Source organism: Microcoleus sp. S36a_B3 (assembly GCF_036700745.1).
Lineage (GTDB): Bacteria > Cyanobacteriota > Cyanobacteriia > Cyanobacteriales > Microcoleaceae > Microcoleus.
On record NZ_JAUBPN010000017.1, the window covers coordinates 1 to 15323 of the forward strand.

The window sequence follows — 15323 nt, forward strand, 5'->3', positions numbered from 1 at the left end:
GATTTTTGGCTGGCATACACTATAACTAATGATTGCTTATTTTTTTATATTATACAATCTAGCTGCGTCTCAGCTTAACCATCTTGCCAATATTCTCTTCTAACTCTATTTTTTTGCGGATGGTGCTCTCATACAAATGTTTTGCACGACGGGCGACTTCTTCACAACTCAAAAGGATTGTTTGCACACATTTCCTCTTTTTTGTAATTCTTGCTCTTGTTATGGATATGATACTCACTTACTCGGTGCGTTAGCGAAGCCCGCCCCTACGGGGGCTGCGCCAACGAAGAGGATCGCCATTTTTGAAGACAGAACTCTTCGTAGAACAATAATGCTAGAAGCTAAAAGAGCGATCGTACTGAATAGCAGGCTAATATTGCAGATTTTCCTCCGCAATCCCAGCATCTTTGAGAAGACTTCTTAGGGTTCCAGTAGGTAAATCTCTATTGCTATGTACAGGAATAGAGAGAATAACTGCAACCTCCTCTTTTGCGTAGATATGATGGCTACCAGTGATTCTTTTTAGCTCCCAACCATATCCCTCAACGATTTTGCAGAGTGCTTTTCCAGAAACAGATTTCATAGAGATAACTCAATTAACTGTTTATCGGGTGCAAGCTCATTTTGTTGGCTAGCGACTTCAAGCCAACCCTGAACAGCATCTTCAAGCATCTCTAACAACTGTTCGTAACTCTCTCCCCATGTGTGACAACCTGGAAGTGCTGGAACTGAGCCACACCATACGCCATCTTCTTGCCAGATAATCGCTTTAATCTTCATGAGCAATCTCTAATAGCTATATATCCGATCGATATGGATATGATACCAGAAATCACTTACTAACACGCTCCATTACACCACCCAACGAAGCAGCCACATTGTAACCAATACGAATGCCAAAAAGTCGAGCATACGGATGCTTTGCCATCAGACTACGTGCGGCTTTTAGCCCAGTTTTATCAACTTCGTAGTCACCTGTTTCAATATCAATGATGACCATCTTGCCAATATTCTCTTCTAATTCAATTTTTGGGCGGATGGTGCTTTCATACAAATGTTTCGCACGACGAGCGACTTCTTCACGACTCAAAAGGATTGTTTGCATACATTCCCTCTTTTTTGTAACTTTTGATCCTGTTATGGATATGATAGCTCACTTACACTCCTACATAACGCTGACCGAGTAGGCACGAATTGCCCCATCTACTGTCGCAATAGTCAGACCATTCTCTAAAGCTTGACAGATAAGCATTCTGTCAAATGGATCGCGATGTAATGGTGGCAGTTTAGCCAGTTGAGCTACGCTACTTTCATCAAGAGAAAGACTGACAATTTGATGAAGATCGCGCTGTTTGGGTAAATATGTTTCGGGATGCTCCGGCAGAGGTAACTTACCCAACTGGTACTTGACAATTGCTTCCCAGACTGAAACTGCACTCAAATATACCTCATTATCTGGATCGCGAATTGCATCTCGAACATCTGTTGATAACTGGGCGTCACCACTGATGAACCATAAAAAGATGTGCGTATCTAGCAGAATCTTCATTTACCTTCAAATGCACTGAGGATATCTTCCGGCAAAGGAGCATCGAAATCATCTGGAACGGTAAACTCGCCTGCACACAAACCAAATGGTCGTAATTGCTTGCTGCTAGAAATCGGTCTTAGTTCGGCGATCGGCTTATCTGCAAGCAGGATAACAAAAGTTGCACCTGCTTCCACTTGACGCAGATACTTTGAAGGATCGCGCTGAATTTCGTCAACTGTCACGTTCAACATAAAAATTCCTCAGTATAAAGCTTAATCGAGAATACTCCGCCTCACTCAATTGTAGATGCTCGATACAGTCGGCCTACAACGGGCTTGTTATATCAAGTCCGAGCAATTGCATAATTTAATTGAATTCACAAGTTACTTGATTGCCAAGATTCAGCGTTTCCTGAACTTTTTCTTTCAGCTTATTGAAGTTCATAGAGCATTTTTTATTTCGATTAATTAACTTTATCTCTTCTGATTCGGTCGTTTTTTGACTAGCCATTGTATCACAGTGCAACCCAGCATATTTGGGTTTTGACTCAAAAGGTTGAATAGGAGATTTAAAGGTAAGTAGACTTTTGCACCTACTCTCAATATCATCCAATTGCTGGTAAAAAAATTGAACTTTTGACATTAACTCTCTACTACTTCCAGCAAGAAGTAAACGAGACGGGATATCTCCCCATACGCCGCGATTTTGACTAAAGCATGATTGCCATTTTTCCAATAAATCATATTGATTTTGATTAAGAAGTTCCTGAAGTAAGTTGCAGTCTTGCTGTATTTCAAAGCTCAAAAGACAATGAATAGATGCAACCTGCTCACTTATAGATTTCTCTTCATTGCTAAATATCGGTTCCCACTCAGAATAATACTTCTTGAGCAAATCACGATTATTGGGATCTGCCAAGTCATTGCATATATCTTCCCAAAACACTATATAGACAGCGAACTTATTTTCTGCTCCACGCTCTTGATTTAAAGACAGGACAAAATCTTGAAGCTTTGTATCTCTTGATGCCGTAGTTGCAATAATGTACTCACTGAGTGGATATGAAAAGCCTTCTGCTTTGACAATCTCTGCCTTGATTATTTCCTGGGTTAGCTTTTTATCCTTATATCGTTTACACTGAACACCTATATACTTGTCGGAACTGTTTTGCCGACCATAAATATCAATACCGTTTTGTTCCTGCCCACTTCTGCCATATCTCTGTGCATGATTCTCCTGCCATTTTCGTTTATAAATTTCCCATGTAATATCCTCAAACTCATCCCAAGATTTAGGTTTTGGTAAATCACTTGTGGAAGGTGTCGGCATGGCTGCTAATGTAATGTTTTTAACAGATACTCCACTAAGATAGCACAACCACCAAAGAATTCAGTTTCGATCGCCCCACCGAAAAACAAAATAGAAAACCCCCAAACCCGTTTTTAAATTAGGTTTGGGGGTTTTCTTCCTAAATCCAGTTTAAATCACAACTTGCTCGGCTCGATCGCCGGAGCGCGCAGAGCCACCGTTTTATCAGCAGCCTTAGCCACCAGAGACGGTACAGAAGCCCGCAACTTTGCAGTCAACTGTGAAGTAGTCGCATCGTAAACCTGAGTCAGCATCTTTGGATACAACCCAATGCCAATAATCGGCACTAACAGAGCCGCAATAATAAACACTTCTCGCGGTTCCGCATCCACCAATTCCTCGTGTTCCGACAATTCCTTATTCTCAGGGCCGTAGAAGATTTCCCGCAGCATTGACAGCAGATAAATCGGAGTCAAAATTACGCCGACAGCCGCTAGAAATACCACGCAAACCTTAAATACCGGATTGTAAGCATCGCTGGTTGCAAAACCCACAAACACCATCAATTCTGCTACAAAACCGCTCATTCCCGGCAAAGCCAAGGAAGCCATAGAACAAGCAGTCCACATCGCGAAAACCTTACGCATTTTCTTACCGACACCGCCCATTTCGTCGAGCATGAGGGTGTGGGTGCGATCGTAAGTGCAACCTACCATGAAGAACAAACTCGCCCCGATTAAACCGTGGGAAACCATTTGCAGCATTGCACCACTGGTTCCCAAATCGGTAAACGAAGCTATCCCAATCAGCACAAAGCCCATGTGCGAAATCGAAGAATAAGCAATTTTCCGCTTCAAGTTGCGCTGAGCAAAAGAAGTTAAGGCGGCGTAAACAATGTTAACTACACCCAAAATTACTAACAGCGGTGCGAAGGTAGCGTGAGCATCGGGGAGCATTCCCGCATTCATCCGCAATAAAGCGTAGCCGCCCATTTTTAGCAGAATTCCTGCTAGCAACATATGGGCGGGTGCGGTGGCTTCGCCGTGAGCGTCAGGGAGCCAAGTGTGGAGGGGAAAAATTGGCAGTTTGACGCCGTAGGCTATTAAGAAACCTGCGTACAGGAGCAATTCTATATTGGGGGCGAAGTCTTTAAGCGCGATCGCCCGCATATCGAAAGTCACGGTATCGCCATAAAACGCCATTGTCAGCGCGCCCACCAAAATAAACAGCGAACCGCCTGCGGTGTACAGGATAAACTTAGTTGCTGCGTAGAGGCGCTTCTTGCCGCCCCAGATGGACAAAATTAGGTAAATGGGGACTAATTCCAGTTCCCAAACTAGGAAAAACAGCAACATATCCTGTACGGCAAAAACTGCGATTTGTCCGCCGTACATGATCAGCATCAAAAAGTAAAAAAGCTTAGGTTTAAATGTGACCGGCCAAGCTGCTAAAGTAGCCAGCGTAGTAATAAAACCAGTCAGCAAAATCAACGGCATCGACAAACCGTCAGCACCCACCGACCAATTTAAATCGAGTTGCTGTACCCAAGTATAGCTTTCTACCAGTTGCAAATCTGGATTGCTGAAGTCGTAATGAGTGCAAAAAGCGTAAACAAGCAGAGCAAAATCGATCAAACCTACAATTAGTGCATACCAGCGCACCGTCTTGCCATCCTTGTCGGGAATCAAAGGAATCAGCAAGGACGCAGCAATGGGAAACAGAATTGTTGTTGTTAACCAGGGGAAATTAGCTGTATCCATTGCGTTTTAAAATTAGCCATCAACTATTAGGTTTAAACATATTTTAACCGTTTTCCTATAAATTTTATACTTTCTTTATACGAAACATTTGTTTTTGCTATATTTGCGACAATTTGTACGATCGCCAAAAATGAGTTTCATTCAAAATTTATTTCTATTGGCTAATTGTCAATTGTGAGTTACTGAGCTAATAGCATTTCTTAAAATATCTCTTGGTGGGGATACGGCAATCCCTCCGCTTCGCTTCGCCCAAGGCGTCTCAACAATCGCCTGAAAACCTTTGTATCTCTCGTCGATCTCCGAGGCCAGATCCCCCTAGCCCCCCTTAAAAAGGGGAGTAGGGGGTGGGACAAGAATCTGCTCAAAGTCCCCCTTCTTAAGGGGGATTTAGGGGGATCAGACTTCGGCAGTAAAGGAGAAAGACAAAAGGTTTCAGGCGATTGTTGAGACCAATAGGCATTGCCATTTCCCTACAGATTTAACTGACTCCAGAAACGATCGCAAAACCCAGAACTGCGACAAACACGATCAGGGCGTAAAATTGAGCGCGACCGCTTTCAAAGTATTTCAAACCTTCGCCTGTTACCAGAGTCAGAAACCCTGTCAAGTTGACAATACCATCGACAACTCGCAAATCCACTTCCATGACTTGTCGCGCTAAACGGCGGCTGCCTTTGACAAAGAGAACTTCGTTGATATCGTCGAGATACCACTTGTTGAGGGAGAACTCGTAAAGCGGTTTGATTTTTGCAGCTACCGCACTCGGGTCAATTTTCCGGCTCAAATACATCAGAGAAGCCAAAGTAATGCCAAGCAAAGCAATACCTACAGAGCTCCCGCCCATGATGAGGAATTCCGTCAAATCAAACTGAGCGGCGTGTTGCAAAACTTCTTCTAGAGATTCCCCCGGCGCGTGCACAAACTGCTCGAAATAATTAGCAAACGGCGTACCGACAAAACCGATAAATACTGAAGGTACAGCCAGCAACACCAACGGCAGAGCCATTGTCAGAGGAGATTCGTGAGGAAAATGGTCGTGTTCGCCGTGACTTTCGCCAGTCGGTGCCAATTCCTTAACATTCATCGCTCCGGGGCCGAAAACCAGATTAGGTTGTAGGAGTCGTTGCTTGATGGCGCTGTCATTGCCTCGGAATTCGCCCTCAAAGGTGCTGAAATACATCCGAAACATATAAAACGCGGTCATGCCCGCAGTCAGCCAACTCACAGCCCAGAGAGCTGGATTAGCGTGAAAAGCTTGGGCGAGGATTTCGTCTTTTGACCAAAAACCTGCAAAGGGCGGAATGCCGCAGATTGCTAAATTACCGATTAAAAAGCAAGAAGCGGTAATCGGCATATATTTACGCAAGCCCCCCATGACTCTCATGTCTTGAGCCAGAGCTGGGTTGTGGCCGACGACATTTTCCATGCCGTGAATGACTGAACCTGAGCACAGGAACAGCATTGCTTTGAAGTAAGCGTGGGTCATTAAGTGGAACAGTCCGGCACTGTAGGCGCCGACTCCCATTGCCATGACCATGTAGCCCAATTGGGAGATGGTGGAGTAGGCGAGGCCTTTTTTGATGTCATTTTGCGTAATTGCGATCGAAGCACCCATGAATGCTGTAAAACAGCCGGTGCAGGCGATCAAATTCATCACAGCCGGCAGCCCTTCAAACACTGGGTACATCCGAGCGATCAGGAATACGCCGGCGGCTACCATCGTGGCCGCGTGAATCAGGGCCGAAATCGGTGTGGGGCCTTCCATTGCGTCTGGGAGCCAGACGTGGAGGGGGAATTGAGCTGATTTGGCGGCTGGGCCCAAAAAGATCAAAACTCCGAAGATTGTCGCTAGAGTCGCCGAAAGGGCGCCGGATTCGACTAGAGAGTGGAGGCGTTCGCCCATCACCTCAAATTCAAAGCTGCCGGTTGCCCAGTAAATGCCGAGGATGCCTAGCAGCAAGCCGAAGTCGCCGACGCGGTTGGTGACGAAGGCTTTTTGGCAGGCGTCTGCTGCGGGTTTGCGATCGTACCAAAAGCCTACTAGCAGGTATGAACACATACCTACGAGTTCCCAGAAAATGTAAACCTGAATGATGTTCGGGCTGAGGACTAGACCTAACATTGAGGCGCTGAAGATGCTCAGGTAGGCGTAAAATCGCACGTACCCGTCATCGTGTGCCATGTACCCGTCGGTATAAATCATCACCAAAAAGGCGACCGTGGTGACGATCGCCAGCATTACCGCCGTCAGGGGGTCGATGATATAGCCCATTTTTAGCGAGAAGTCGCCAGCAGAGGCCCACTCAATATTGCGGGTGTAGGGTGCGTGGCCCTGTAGTTGACTCCACAGCAATGCGAAAGATAGTACCATTGACCCTCCCAGCGTGGAGACGATGAAGATCGCATTCGCTTGTCGGAGTTTGTTGGTTGCCTGGTTAAAGGTGATTAAGCCTAAACCTACTAGCATTGCGCCTGCCAGCGGCAGGACTGGAATCAGCCAAGCGTATAGATAAAGCAGTTCCATGACTGATAGGTTGTTTAAAGTTTCTACTAGATATTGCCAAAACTGTAAACAATTGTGACACACGCCTGCGCCACTGGGCAAAAATACTCGCTCCAATTTTTCAGTATTGCCGATCGACAATGCTGGAGAACTGCTTTGTTTTTTCCCGATCGATCTTGTTCGCTTTCAATCTATTCCTAAAGATAGATTGACAAATCAATACACTTTTGGAGCCGATCGACTCAAGAAACGGAGTTTTTATCGATATCAGGCGATATACGCCGTATTTTCGTAAAAAAACTCGGTTTCTGCCTCTACTGAGGTGTCGTCGGATGGCCGATCGAAATAAATGGGGAATTCCAAATACTTTCTACCGCGCGGGCCAAATGTCTGGGAATCCTTACCTGTTAACTGCTTGCTGCGGTTGCAGGCGTTGAGTTTGGGGAGAATTCACAGTGGCTAGCATCCAAGAATCGAGAGTGCGCCGCAGTTCCTCGCGTCCTTGATAATGTTCAAATCTAAATCGAACTTTTTCGCCCTCAAACAAAATCAGAGTCGGCAGACTTGTCAGCCGATAAGTGTTGGCTAACTTCAAACTTTGGTCGGCATTCACCCCTAGGAGCTTGACTTTTCCTGCCCACTGTGCATCAAAAGTCGCAAGCGTAGGGTCGATCGCGCGGCACAAACCGCACCAAGGTGCCCAAAAGTGAACTAAAACGGGGGTAGAGGCTTGAAATACCTCTTGTGCAAAAGTGCGTTCGCTAACCGACAACACCATGATCCCTCAAAATTTAATAATTTTTTTTCTATCCTAGGGATCATGCTACCAGTATATGTTCCCAGTGACACGCATCAAAAAAGGATGAATTTTCCACAACAGGCCCGTAAAAATAACTACACCTACGTAGGAAGGACGCATAAACTCAAGCAAATCAAGGGTTTGACGCTTTTGCAGGATGGCCAAAAATGGAATAATTGAGGTTTGAGATTTGATGGTTTCAAAGGATTCGCCAAAACGCGCCCGCAGCCGCTGGTCGCCGTGCCACACTCCGAACAGGTGGTGAAGTACCAAACCGATGGAAGTGAAGAGGGTAAAGCTAGTGCCAATCCACAGGGTGTGGGCCACGCACCAAATCACCTGTCCCACCATTTGCGGGTGACGGGTGATGCGGATGATCCCGGCTTCGTAGAGGTGAACATCCGGCTTTTGGATGGCGGCAATTTCTAGGAGGTTGAAGGTTGCGGGGTACAGAAACAGAAACGAAATTGCTGAAAGTATCCAAACTGCGGGTTTAACTCCGGGCACTCCCTGTACTTGCCAAAGCTGCACGCCGTCGTAGCGGTGGTTGAAAAAATAGACAATCAGAATTACCGCCAGCGGCAAACTGACAAGGGCAAACAAAACCCGGTAAAGTCTAGCCCCCATCAGCTTTTCACCTGTTGGCCGGAGGGCTGCTAAACCGCTGTGGGCGATCGCAAAACCGAATAAAAGTCCCAGAATAACTAAGTGGGAGTCAAGCGCTAAGTCGATCGTCATTGCAAATATTAAGAAAAGTTATTGATTCGTGGCCAAGTTGTGTCACAAAGTATCTATAGGAGCATTCAGCGGTTATCAGTCAGTTAACTGTTCACTGTTCGCTGTTTGCTGTTGACTGTTCGCTGTTGACTGCTCGCTGTTTGCTGTTATGACAACTGACAACCGTCAACTGACAACTGACAGCTAAGAGGGCCCGCACGCACCATCCACCGCCCCTACCAACTGACAACTGACAACTGACAACTGACAACCGTCAACTGACAACTGACAACTGACAACTGACAATTTAGATATATGTCTGACCTTCCTTTCACTTTAGACCAGTTACGCATTCTCAAGGCGATCGCCTCCGAAGGAAGCTTCAAACGCGCCGCCGACAGCCTCTACGTATCCCAGCCCGCAGTTAGCTTGCAGGTGCAAAACCTAGAAAGACAGTTGGACGTGCCGCTGTTTGACAGGGGGGGGCGCAGGGCTCAACTCACCGAAGCCGGACACCTGCTGCTGAGTTACGGCGAGAAAATTTTATCGCTTTGTCAAGAAACTTGTCGAGCTCTCGAAGACTTGCAAAATCTCCAAGGCGGTACTTTGATAGTCGGCGCTTCTCAAACAACGGGGACATATTTGCTACCCAGGATGATCGGGATGTTCCGCCAAAAGTACCCGGATGTAGCGGTACAGCTTCACGTTCACTCTACCCGCCGCACCGCGTGGAGTGTGGCCAACGGGCAAATCGATTTAGCAATTGTGGGCGGAGAAATTCCTACCGAACTTGTAGAAGCTTTAGAAATTGTTCCTTACGCAGAGGACGAACTGGCTCTGATTCTGCCTCCGTCTCACCCGATGGTACAGCAAGAAAGTATCCAAAAAGAAGACCTTTATAAATTGCAGTTTATTTCCCTAGACTCCCAGTCTACTATCCGCAAAGTAATCGATCAGGTACTGACTCGCTGCGGCATTGACACGCGCCGCCTGAAAATCGAGATGGAACTCAATTCGATCGAAGCTATTAAAAATGCGGTTCAGTCGGGGCTAGGTGCTGCTTTTGTGTCGGTTTCGGCGATCGAAAAAGAGTTGCTGATGGGCGTTTTGCACAAATCTAAAATGGACGAAGTGTTAGTAACGCGGATTTTGTCGCTGATTTGCAACCCCAACCGCTACCGTTCTAAAGCAGCAGAGGCTTTCAGCAATGAAATTCTGCCCCTGTTTGCTACTTATTCCACCATCCAGGAGAAAAAAGCAGCTCCGGCGATCGATTTACCTCTGATAGAAATAGTAACTCCCAATGCAGCGGAAAATTAATCTTTGAGGTCGTTGGCAGGCGCGCAGTTCGCTGTTAGTTTAGAGATTAAAATATGGTTTGATCGCGCCTGGAAAAATTTGCTAATTGATCGTGGGTCATCGGTAATGGTAATCGGTAAGTTGTTTTGCATTTAAATTGGATGTTCGGAACTGGCTCGGGAAGTGCCGATTCCACAATATCTTGATTGATTCTTGATGCACAATTAAAACGTAGAACAGCTTAATGGGTAATCGGCTTGTTTGATGCCACAAGCTAATACAAAAACTAGCTAAAGAGGGTAAAATAAAGTGGAACTTGCATAAAAAGAAAGTTTAACAGCACATAATTAGGAATTAAACCATTAGCAACTAGCAAATCCCAACCCTCTATTAGCAATCCCAATTACCAATTACCAATTACCAATTCCCAATTCCCAATTCCCAATTCCCAATTCCCAAACCACAATGGAAGTTTACTGCACCCGCCCGGCCTGCCCGCGCCCTCAAAACAATTTTGCAGACCTCGATGACAGTTCCCTGCTGAAAACTGTGCAGCAAAAGTTTTGCACGACTTGCGGGATGCCCCTAATTTTGAGCGGCCGCTATTTGCCCGCGAGGTTGTTGGGTCAAGGCGGTTTTGGGGCGGCATTTTTGGCTAGAGACCGCTACACTCCGGCGATGCGGCAGTGCGTGGCTAAACTTTTGCAGCCGTCGGCAAATATGACTCCGGCACAGCTAAGAATCGCTCATACTCTGTTTGAACGGGAAGCGGCGGTGCTGGAAGAACTGGGAAACGAACATTCGCAAATTCCGAGTTTGCTGGCGTTTTTTGAGCTGACTGTTCCGAGTTTGCAAGGGGGGAACAACGATCAGTTTTTCTATTTGGTTCAAGAATTTATTGACGGTGAAAATTTGGAGGAGGAACTTGCTGCTAAGGGTAAGTTTTCGGAGGCCCAAACGCTGGAGGTGCTGGGAGAAATTTTGAAGGTTCTCGATTTTGTGCATTCTCGCGGTTCGATTCACCGGGATATTAAACCTGCTAATATTATGCGGGCTAAAAATGGTCGGCTTTATTTATTAGATTTTGGGGCTGTTAAACAAGTGACGCAAACTGCGGGAACTTCTAAGGCTTCGACTGGTATTTATTCTTTGGGTTACGCTCCGCCAGAACAGATGAACGGGCAAGAAGTTTATCCGGCAACGGATTTTTATGCTTTGGCTGTGACTTGCATTACTTTGCTGAGCGGTTTGCAGCCGGTGGAATTGTTTGATAGTTATCAAAATCAGTGGAATTGGCATTCTAGGGTGCAGGTAAGCCCGCGTTTGGCTGAAGTTCTCGATCGAATGTTGTTGCCGGCTCCGAGTCAGCGCTATCAATCTGCTGCGGAGGTGCAAGCGGCTCTGAAATACAATTCTCAACAGCCTACGGTGGTCGTGCAGCCGCCTGCTGTGCAGACTCCGCCCCCCCTACCTCCTGTGCAGCTACCACCTCCTCTGCCGCCTCCGGTGCCTGTTGCTGTGACTCCTCCGGGAAGTCTGCAACCTCGGCCGAGAGGGGCTTTTTCGATTTGGGAGGTTTTGCGTGGGGCTGCGTTTACGGGTTTTGAGGGGGCGTTGCTGGCGATCGCCCTGACGAGTTGGCTGCTATCTCCGGGCTTGAGTATCGGGTTGCTGGGTGCGATCGTGGGGGGGCTGATTTACGCTCAGTACCGCAGGGCGATCGAACAAACTGAGATGCTGATTATTGGTGTTGGTACTCTGGCTGTGCTGTGGTTTTTCCCGGCTTTGCAGAAGGCCGCAACTATGATTTATCCCGGTTCTCCGATCGTTGGCGTGTTGTTTGTGGGATGTTTGGGGGCTTTGGGGGCGATCGCGGCAACAGCCGTATTTCGCTTGATTTATAAGTTGCTTTCTAATGTTTTTTAATCGGAATTGTATTATATAAAGTTCTGTTATGGAGTAAGATTAAACGAACCGCGAAGACGCGAAGAGCGCGAAGAAAGAACAGCATCTTCTTCTTTCCCCCCTTGGGGGGGCAGGGGGGACTTCCTTCGAGTCCTTTGCGCCTTCGCGGTTTAATTATTCCGATACAACCGGATATAAATCGATGGAAAATCAGAAGTCGATTAACCCGAATTGGGCGATCGCTTGGGGTCCAAAAGCCCGATCGCACCCTGCAACTTGGGAAACCGCCGGTTTTGCCATAATTGGAGCTGAACCTACCTTCAGCCCTACTCAGCGATTTGTGCTGGTGGGTGACTGTTCCTTCGATCGCACTTTGCTACTCAAACAACAGATTGACAGCGATGGATTGACGGATTTGGCGATCGTCGGGCGGCTGTGGGAACAGTCGGGCCCTCAAACTTTGAGCTTGCTGGAAGGACAGTTTGCGCTGGCTGTGTGGGATTTAGAGGAGAAAACCTTGTGTCTGGGGCGCGATCGCGTCGGAGCCAAAACGCTCTATTACACCCGTGCGGGAAATACTCGCTGGATTGCGCCTCGACTGCGATCGCTCAATCCGTATCACGATCGCACACTCGATTTAGTTGCTTTGCGCGACTATTTGTGCTGTGCCTTTGTACCCGGAGCCCAAACGCTGTGGGAATCGGTGCGAGAATTGCGCCCTGGTAGTTACTTGTATTTACCGGATGTTAAGGCGCAGAGGTACTGGGAACCGCAGGAGCAAATTACGAATGCCGATCGCCCTTTGGAATGGCACAGTCAACAAGTGCGATCGCTCTTGGAACAACTGGTGCAAGAAGGGCTACCAGCCGGGGAACCTGTCGCAGCATACCTTTCGGGTGGCATTGATTCAAGTTGCGTGACTGCGATCGCATCCCGGTTGCACGATCGGCCGGTGCACACTTTTTCGATGCACTTTGGGGCCCAATATCCAAACGAGATTGAATTTGCTAACATCGTCGCAGCACATTGTGGCACCGAGCACCATATTTTAGAAGTTTCGCCCAAGCAAATTTGGGAATTGCTACCGGAAACGCTGGCTGCTATGGACGATCCGGTGGGGGAAGGCTTGACGGTGCCCAATTTGCTGTTGGGGCGATCGGCAAAACAATTTGCAGATGTGGTACTGAATGGGGAAGGTGGCGATCCGTGTTTTGGCGGGCCGAAAAATAAGCCGATGTTGCTGAATAGTTTGTATGGTTCGATTCAGGGTAAACCAGATCCGATCGCAGCTTACTTGACTTCGTTTCAGAAATGCTATGTGGATTTACCGCGCTTGCTGAAACCGGAGGTTTGGAATCAGGTAAAAGATGCGCCTTCGGTGTTTGCACAGGAATTGCAGCAGACAGAAACTACGTTTTTGAATCGGTTGATGCGGCTGAATATTGAGTTTAAGGGTGCCGATTACATTTTAACTAAGGTGAATAATCTCACGGCTGCTGCCCGATTGCAAGCGCGATCGCCTTTATTCGATCGGCGGATGGTGGCGCTGAGTTTGCAAATTCCCCCAGAATACAAGCTTTCGGGTGCCCAGGAAAAGGCTGTGCTCAAGGCTGCTGTTGCCGATTTACTGCCAGATGCGATCGTCAACCGTCCAAAAAGCGGGATGGTAATGTCAATGCAGCAGTGGTTTTTGAGGGATTGGCAACGACAAGCGCGATCGTTGCTGTTGAATCGTCATGCGGCGATCGCACCTTACCTCGATCGGGCATTGATTGAGGAATGGCTAAACTATCGAGGCGAAGTTTTTCCCCGCTACGGGCTGAAGCTGTGGCTGTTGGTAACACTGGAAATTTGGTTACAGGTGAATCGCCGTTAGGGAGTGTTTTTAAATGACGGGCAAGTTACCCGAAATCAGGAAACGGCATTGCCGTCTCCTCTGTTGCTACGATTATTTTGGGGTAGGGAAACGGCATTGCCGTCTCCTCTGTTGCTACGATTGTTTTGGGGTAGGGAAACGGCATTGCCGTCTCCTCTGTTCCTCAACCGAAACTATCAGAAACAAACACATAGCCGCCACCATATCCCACAGAATTATCCGCTAATATTAAGCCGTCGTTGCCCTGCGGATCGCCACTCTGAGCAAGTCCATAATTCACCACGCGCAACAACCGCTGCGGCGTAAAAGATTCTAATTCCACGAAATTACCCGCATCTAACCACGCTAGTTCTTCTGCTGTTAAACCTTGCCTCACAGCGTCGGGTAATTGACGAGCGCTTTGTGCCATTGTTTGAGATTGCTGTACAAACATATCGCGGGTTTCCAAGATTTGACGGGGAGAAATGCCTAAATCAAAAATTGTGACGGCTTGATTTGCAAACCAGTTGGGACTGGTTCGTAATTGATGCACTAAACTAACTCCAGCAGAATTCGCATCGTGCAGCGCATATACTTTTAAATCCGCATTGCGTCGCAGCATTGCGATTACTGTGTCGAAGATGCTTTGGGGATAGCCGCTGATGCTGAGAATGGCGCAGTTGTTCTCAAAATGGACGTTGTTGGCAATCAGGAATTGGGCGGTTTCGTCACTGTCGCAGATGATTGCGCGATCGAAACTGTAGGCGCTGATTTCGGGATCGATGCTGGCGGATAAAGCTTCTTTGCGAGGTGTAGGGAGGAGTTTTTCTAGTGTACCGTTTACTCTTTGCCAGTCTAGCAGCCACTCATTACTCTGGGCTTGATTGACTAGAAATATTTCACCAGTTATCTGTGGACTATTTTTTTGTGAAATGCCCAGCCAGTAGGAAAATAGTCCTAGGGCGATCGCTGCGATGTATCCTGGGACATAGTTCAGTATCAAGCTTGCTGAAATCCCTGTTACTAACATCATTATTCCTAAAGTTTGTAAATTTGTGGCATTAATTCTTCTGTTGCGAGCACTTTGCTCGGTAGATTTGCTTTTGGCAAAAAATCCCCCAATCCAAATAATATTTAAAACTGCCCAGACTATCAAAAATCCCACAGTATCAGAAAAAATAGAGCTCATGAATAAACCGCCAACGATTAGAATTATCACGCTCTGGATCAAATATTCTAAAGTCCACTTCCAGAGGTTAGATGACGTGCGATTTTTTAGCCGTTTATCCATCAAATACAAAAACTGTTTGGGCGTAAAAAATAACATATTTTGGCTGGAGATATCTGCGATCGCATTCTTGAAAAATGGATCGGTGAAGGCGATTTTTTGATCGGTGATAGTAGTGGGATCAAAGACAAAGGGATGGTTGCAATTCTTACAGCGCCCTGAGTTGGTAGTACGATCGCGCAAATTGTTATCGGTATTACACTGGACACATTTCATTCCCATTTCGGTTACTCCTGATTGATTTAATGGATTTATATCGTTGACTGTTGTTTTGGAATGATTTAACCGCAGAGGCCGCAGAGGACGCAGAGGAAGAGAAGAGAGATAATAAGTAGAAGGAAGAAGGAAGAAACTATGC

Annotated in this window: 15 protein-coding genes; 3 read left to right on the forward strand and 12 right to left on the reverse strand. The window is 46.8% G+C overall.

Features of this window, described 5'->3' with window-relative positions; all coding sequences use genetic code 11:
* Window positions 1-58 precede the first annotated feature (58 nt).
* The 11 genes from QUA01_RS18470 to QUA01_RS18520 all read right to left on the reverse strand — a co-directional run bounded on the left by QUA01_RS18470 (window position 59) and on the right by QUA01_RS18520 (window position 8639).
* A complete protein-coding gene (locus tag QUA01_RS18470) occupies window positions 59-187 on the reverse strand; it encodes a hypothetical protein (protein ID WP_333091852.1) in 129 nt (42 codons plus the stop codon).
* 183 nt (window positions 188-370) lie between these two features.
* Complete coding sequence (locus QUA01_RS18475; protein WP_333091850.1) at window positions 371-583, reverse strand: type II toxin-antitoxin system HicA family toxin; 213 nt, start codon at window positions 581-583, stop codon at window positions 371-373.
* Complete coding sequence (locus tag QUA01_RS18480) at window positions 580-780, reverse strand: type II toxin-antitoxin system HicB family antitoxin (RefSeq protein ID WP_106146251.1); 201 nt, start codon at window positions 778-780, stop codon at window positions 580-582. The genes QUA01_RS18475 and QUA01_RS18480 overlap by 4 nt, the downstream gene beginning before the upstream one ends.
* A 52-nt stretch (window positions 781-832) precedes the next feature.
* Entirely contained in the window at window positions 833-1105 is a 273-nt protein-coding gene (locus QUA01_RS18485; RefSeq protein WP_333091848.1) for a hypothetical protein, read from the reverse strand.
* A gap of 60 nt (window positions 1106-1165) precedes the next feature.
* Window positions 1166-1549 (reverse strand): type II toxin-antitoxin system VapC family toxin, encoded by a 384-nt coding sequence (locus QUA01_RS18490; protein ID WP_190663897.1) that lies wholly within the window; start codon window positions 1547-1549, stop codon window positions 1166-1168.
* Window positions 1546-1782: a type II toxin-antitoxin system Phd/YefM family antitoxin gene (locus tag QUA01_RS18495; RefSeq protein WP_333091846.1), complete on the reverse strand. Its 237-nt coding sequence runs from the start codon at window positions 1780-1782 to the stop codon at window positions 1546-1548. The genes QUA01_RS18490 and QUA01_RS18495 overlap by 4 nt, the downstream gene beginning before the upstream one ends.
* A gap of 115 nt (window positions 1783-1897) precedes the next feature.
* Window positions 1898-2860, reverse strand: a complete 963-nt coding sequence (locus QUA01_RS18500; RefSeq protein ID WP_333091844.1) for a restriction endonuclease — start codon at window positions 2858-2860, stop codon at window positions 1898-1900.
* A 155-nt stretch (window positions 2861-3015) separates the two neighbouring features.
* A complete protein-coding gene (locus QUA01_RS18505) occupies window positions 3016-4599 on the reverse strand; it encodes an NAD(P)H-quinone oxidoreductase subunit 4 (RefSeq protein ID WP_442921561.1) in 1584 nt (527 codons plus the stop codon).
* A 478-nt stretch (window positions 4600-5077) separates the two neighbouring features.
* Window positions 5078-7123 (reverse strand): NAD(P)H-quinone oxidoreductase subunit 5, encoded by a 2046-nt coding sequence (locus tag QUA01_RS18510; protein WP_333091857.1) that lies wholly within the window; start codon window positions 7121-7123, stop codon window positions 5078-5080.
* A gap of 379 nt (window positions 7124-7502) precedes the next feature.
* Complete coding sequence (locus QUA01_RS18515; RefSeq protein ID WP_333091842.1) at window positions 7503-7880, reverse strand: thioredoxin family protein; 378 nt, start codon at window positions 7878-7880, stop codon at window positions 7503-7505.
* 45 nt (window positions 7881-7925) lie between these two features.
* Entirely contained in the window at window positions 7926-8639 is a 714-nt protein-coding gene (locus QUA01_RS18520) for an NnrU family protein (protein WP_333091841.1), read from the reverse strand.
* A 294-nt stretch (window positions 8640-8933) separates the two neighbouring features.
* Here QUA01_RS18520 and QUA01_RS18525 point away from each other — a divergent pair, with 294 nt between their 5' ends.
* The 3 genes from QUA01_RS18525 to QUA01_RS18535 all read left to right on the forward strand — a co-directional run bounded on the left by QUA01_RS18525 (window position 8934) and on the right by QUA01_RS18535 (window position 13698).
* Window positions 8934-9938, forward strand: coding sequence for a LysR family transcriptional regulator (locus tag QUA01_RS18525; RefSeq protein ID WP_333091839.1), 1005 nt, complete (start codon window positions 8934-8936; stop codon window positions 9936-9938).
* A gap of 444 nt (window positions 9939-10382) precedes the next feature.
* On the forward strand, window positions 10383-11843 hold the full coding sequence (locus tag QUA01_RS18530) for a serine/threonine-protein kinase (protein ID WP_333091838.1): 1461 nt from the start codon (window positions 10383-10385) through the stop codon (window positions 11841-11843).
* A gap of 181 nt (window positions 11844-12024) precedes the next feature.
* A complete protein-coding gene (locus QUA01_RS18535) occupies window positions 12025-13698 on the forward strand; it encodes an asparagine synthetase B family protein (RefSeq protein ID WP_333091836.1) in 1674 nt (557 codons plus the stop codon).
* A gap of 163 nt (window positions 13699-13861) precedes the next feature.
* Here the strand turns inward: QUA01_RS18535 and QUA01_RS18540 are convergent, their stop codons facing one another.
* Complete coding sequence (locus QUA01_RS18540) at window positions 13862-15181, reverse strand: hypothetical protein (RefSeq protein WP_333091834.1); 1320 nt, start codon at window positions 15179-15181, stop codon at window positions 13862-13864.
* Window positions 15182-15323: the final 142 nt, after the last annotated feature.

What these genes read in the sequence shown, in the direction of transcription:
- QUA01_RS18535 (WP_333091836.1), top strand. Translation starts at nt 12,025, where the DNA reads ATGGAAAATCAGAAGTCGATTAACCCGAATTGGGCGATCGCTTGGGGT.
- QUA01_RS18485 (WP_333091848.1), bottom strand. Translation starts at nt 1,105, where the DNA reads ATGCAAACAATCCTTTTGAGTCGTGAAGAAGTCGCTCGTCGTGCGAAA.
- QUA01_RS18510 (WP_333091857.1), bottom strand. Translation starts at nt 7,123, where the DNA reads ATGGAACTGCTTTATCTATACGCTTGGCTGATTCCAGTCCTGCCGCTG.
- QUA01_RS18515 (WP_333091842.1), bottom strand. Translation starts at nt 7,880, where the DNA reads ATGGTGTTGTCGGTTAGCGAACGCACTTTTGCACAAGAGGTATTTCAA.
- QUA01_RS18525 (WP_333091839.1), top strand. Translation starts at nt 8,934, where the DNA reads ATGTCTGACCTTCCTTTCACTTTAGACCAGTTACGCATTCTCAAGGCG.
- QUA01_RS18480 (WP_106146251.1), bottom strand. Translation starts at nt 780, where the DNA reads ATGAAGATTAAAGCGATTATCTGGCAAGAAGATGGCGTATGGTGTGGC.
- QUA01_RS18490 (WP_190663897.1), bottom strand. Translation starts at nt 1,549, where the DNA reads ATGAAGATTCTGCTAGATACGCACATCTTTTTATGGTTCATCAGTGGT.
- QUA01_RS18500 (WP_333091844.1), bottom strand. Translation starts at nt 2,860, where the DNA reads ATGCCGACACCTTCCACAAGTGATTTACCAAAACCTAAATCTTGGGAT.
- QUA01_RS18540 (WP_333091834.1), bottom strand. Translation starts at nt 15,181, where the DNA reads ATGAAATGTGTCCAGTGTAATACCGATAACAATTTGCGCGATCGTACT.
- QUA01_RS18505 (WP_442921561.1), bottom strand. Translation starts at nt 4,599, where the DNA reads ATGGATACAGCTAATTTCCCCTGGTTAACAACAACAATTCTGTTTCCC.
- QUA01_RS18495 (WP_333091846.1), bottom strand. Translation starts at nt 1,782, where the DNA reads ATGTTGAACGTGACAGTTGACGAAATTCAGCGCGATCCTTCAAAGTAT.
- QUA01_RS18475 (WP_333091850.1), bottom strand. Translation starts at nt 583, where the DNA reads ATGAAATCTGTTTCTGGAAAAGCACTCTGCAAAATCGTTGAGGGATAT.
- QUA01_RS18520 (WP_333091841.1), bottom strand. Translation starts at nt 8,639, where the DNA reads ATGACGATCGACTTAGCGCTTGACTCCCACTTAGTTATTCTGGGACTT.
- QUA01_RS18530 (WP_333091838.1), top strand. Translation starts at nt 10,383, where the DNA reads ATGGAAGTTTACTGCACCCGCCCGGCCTGCCCGCGCCCTCAAAACAAT.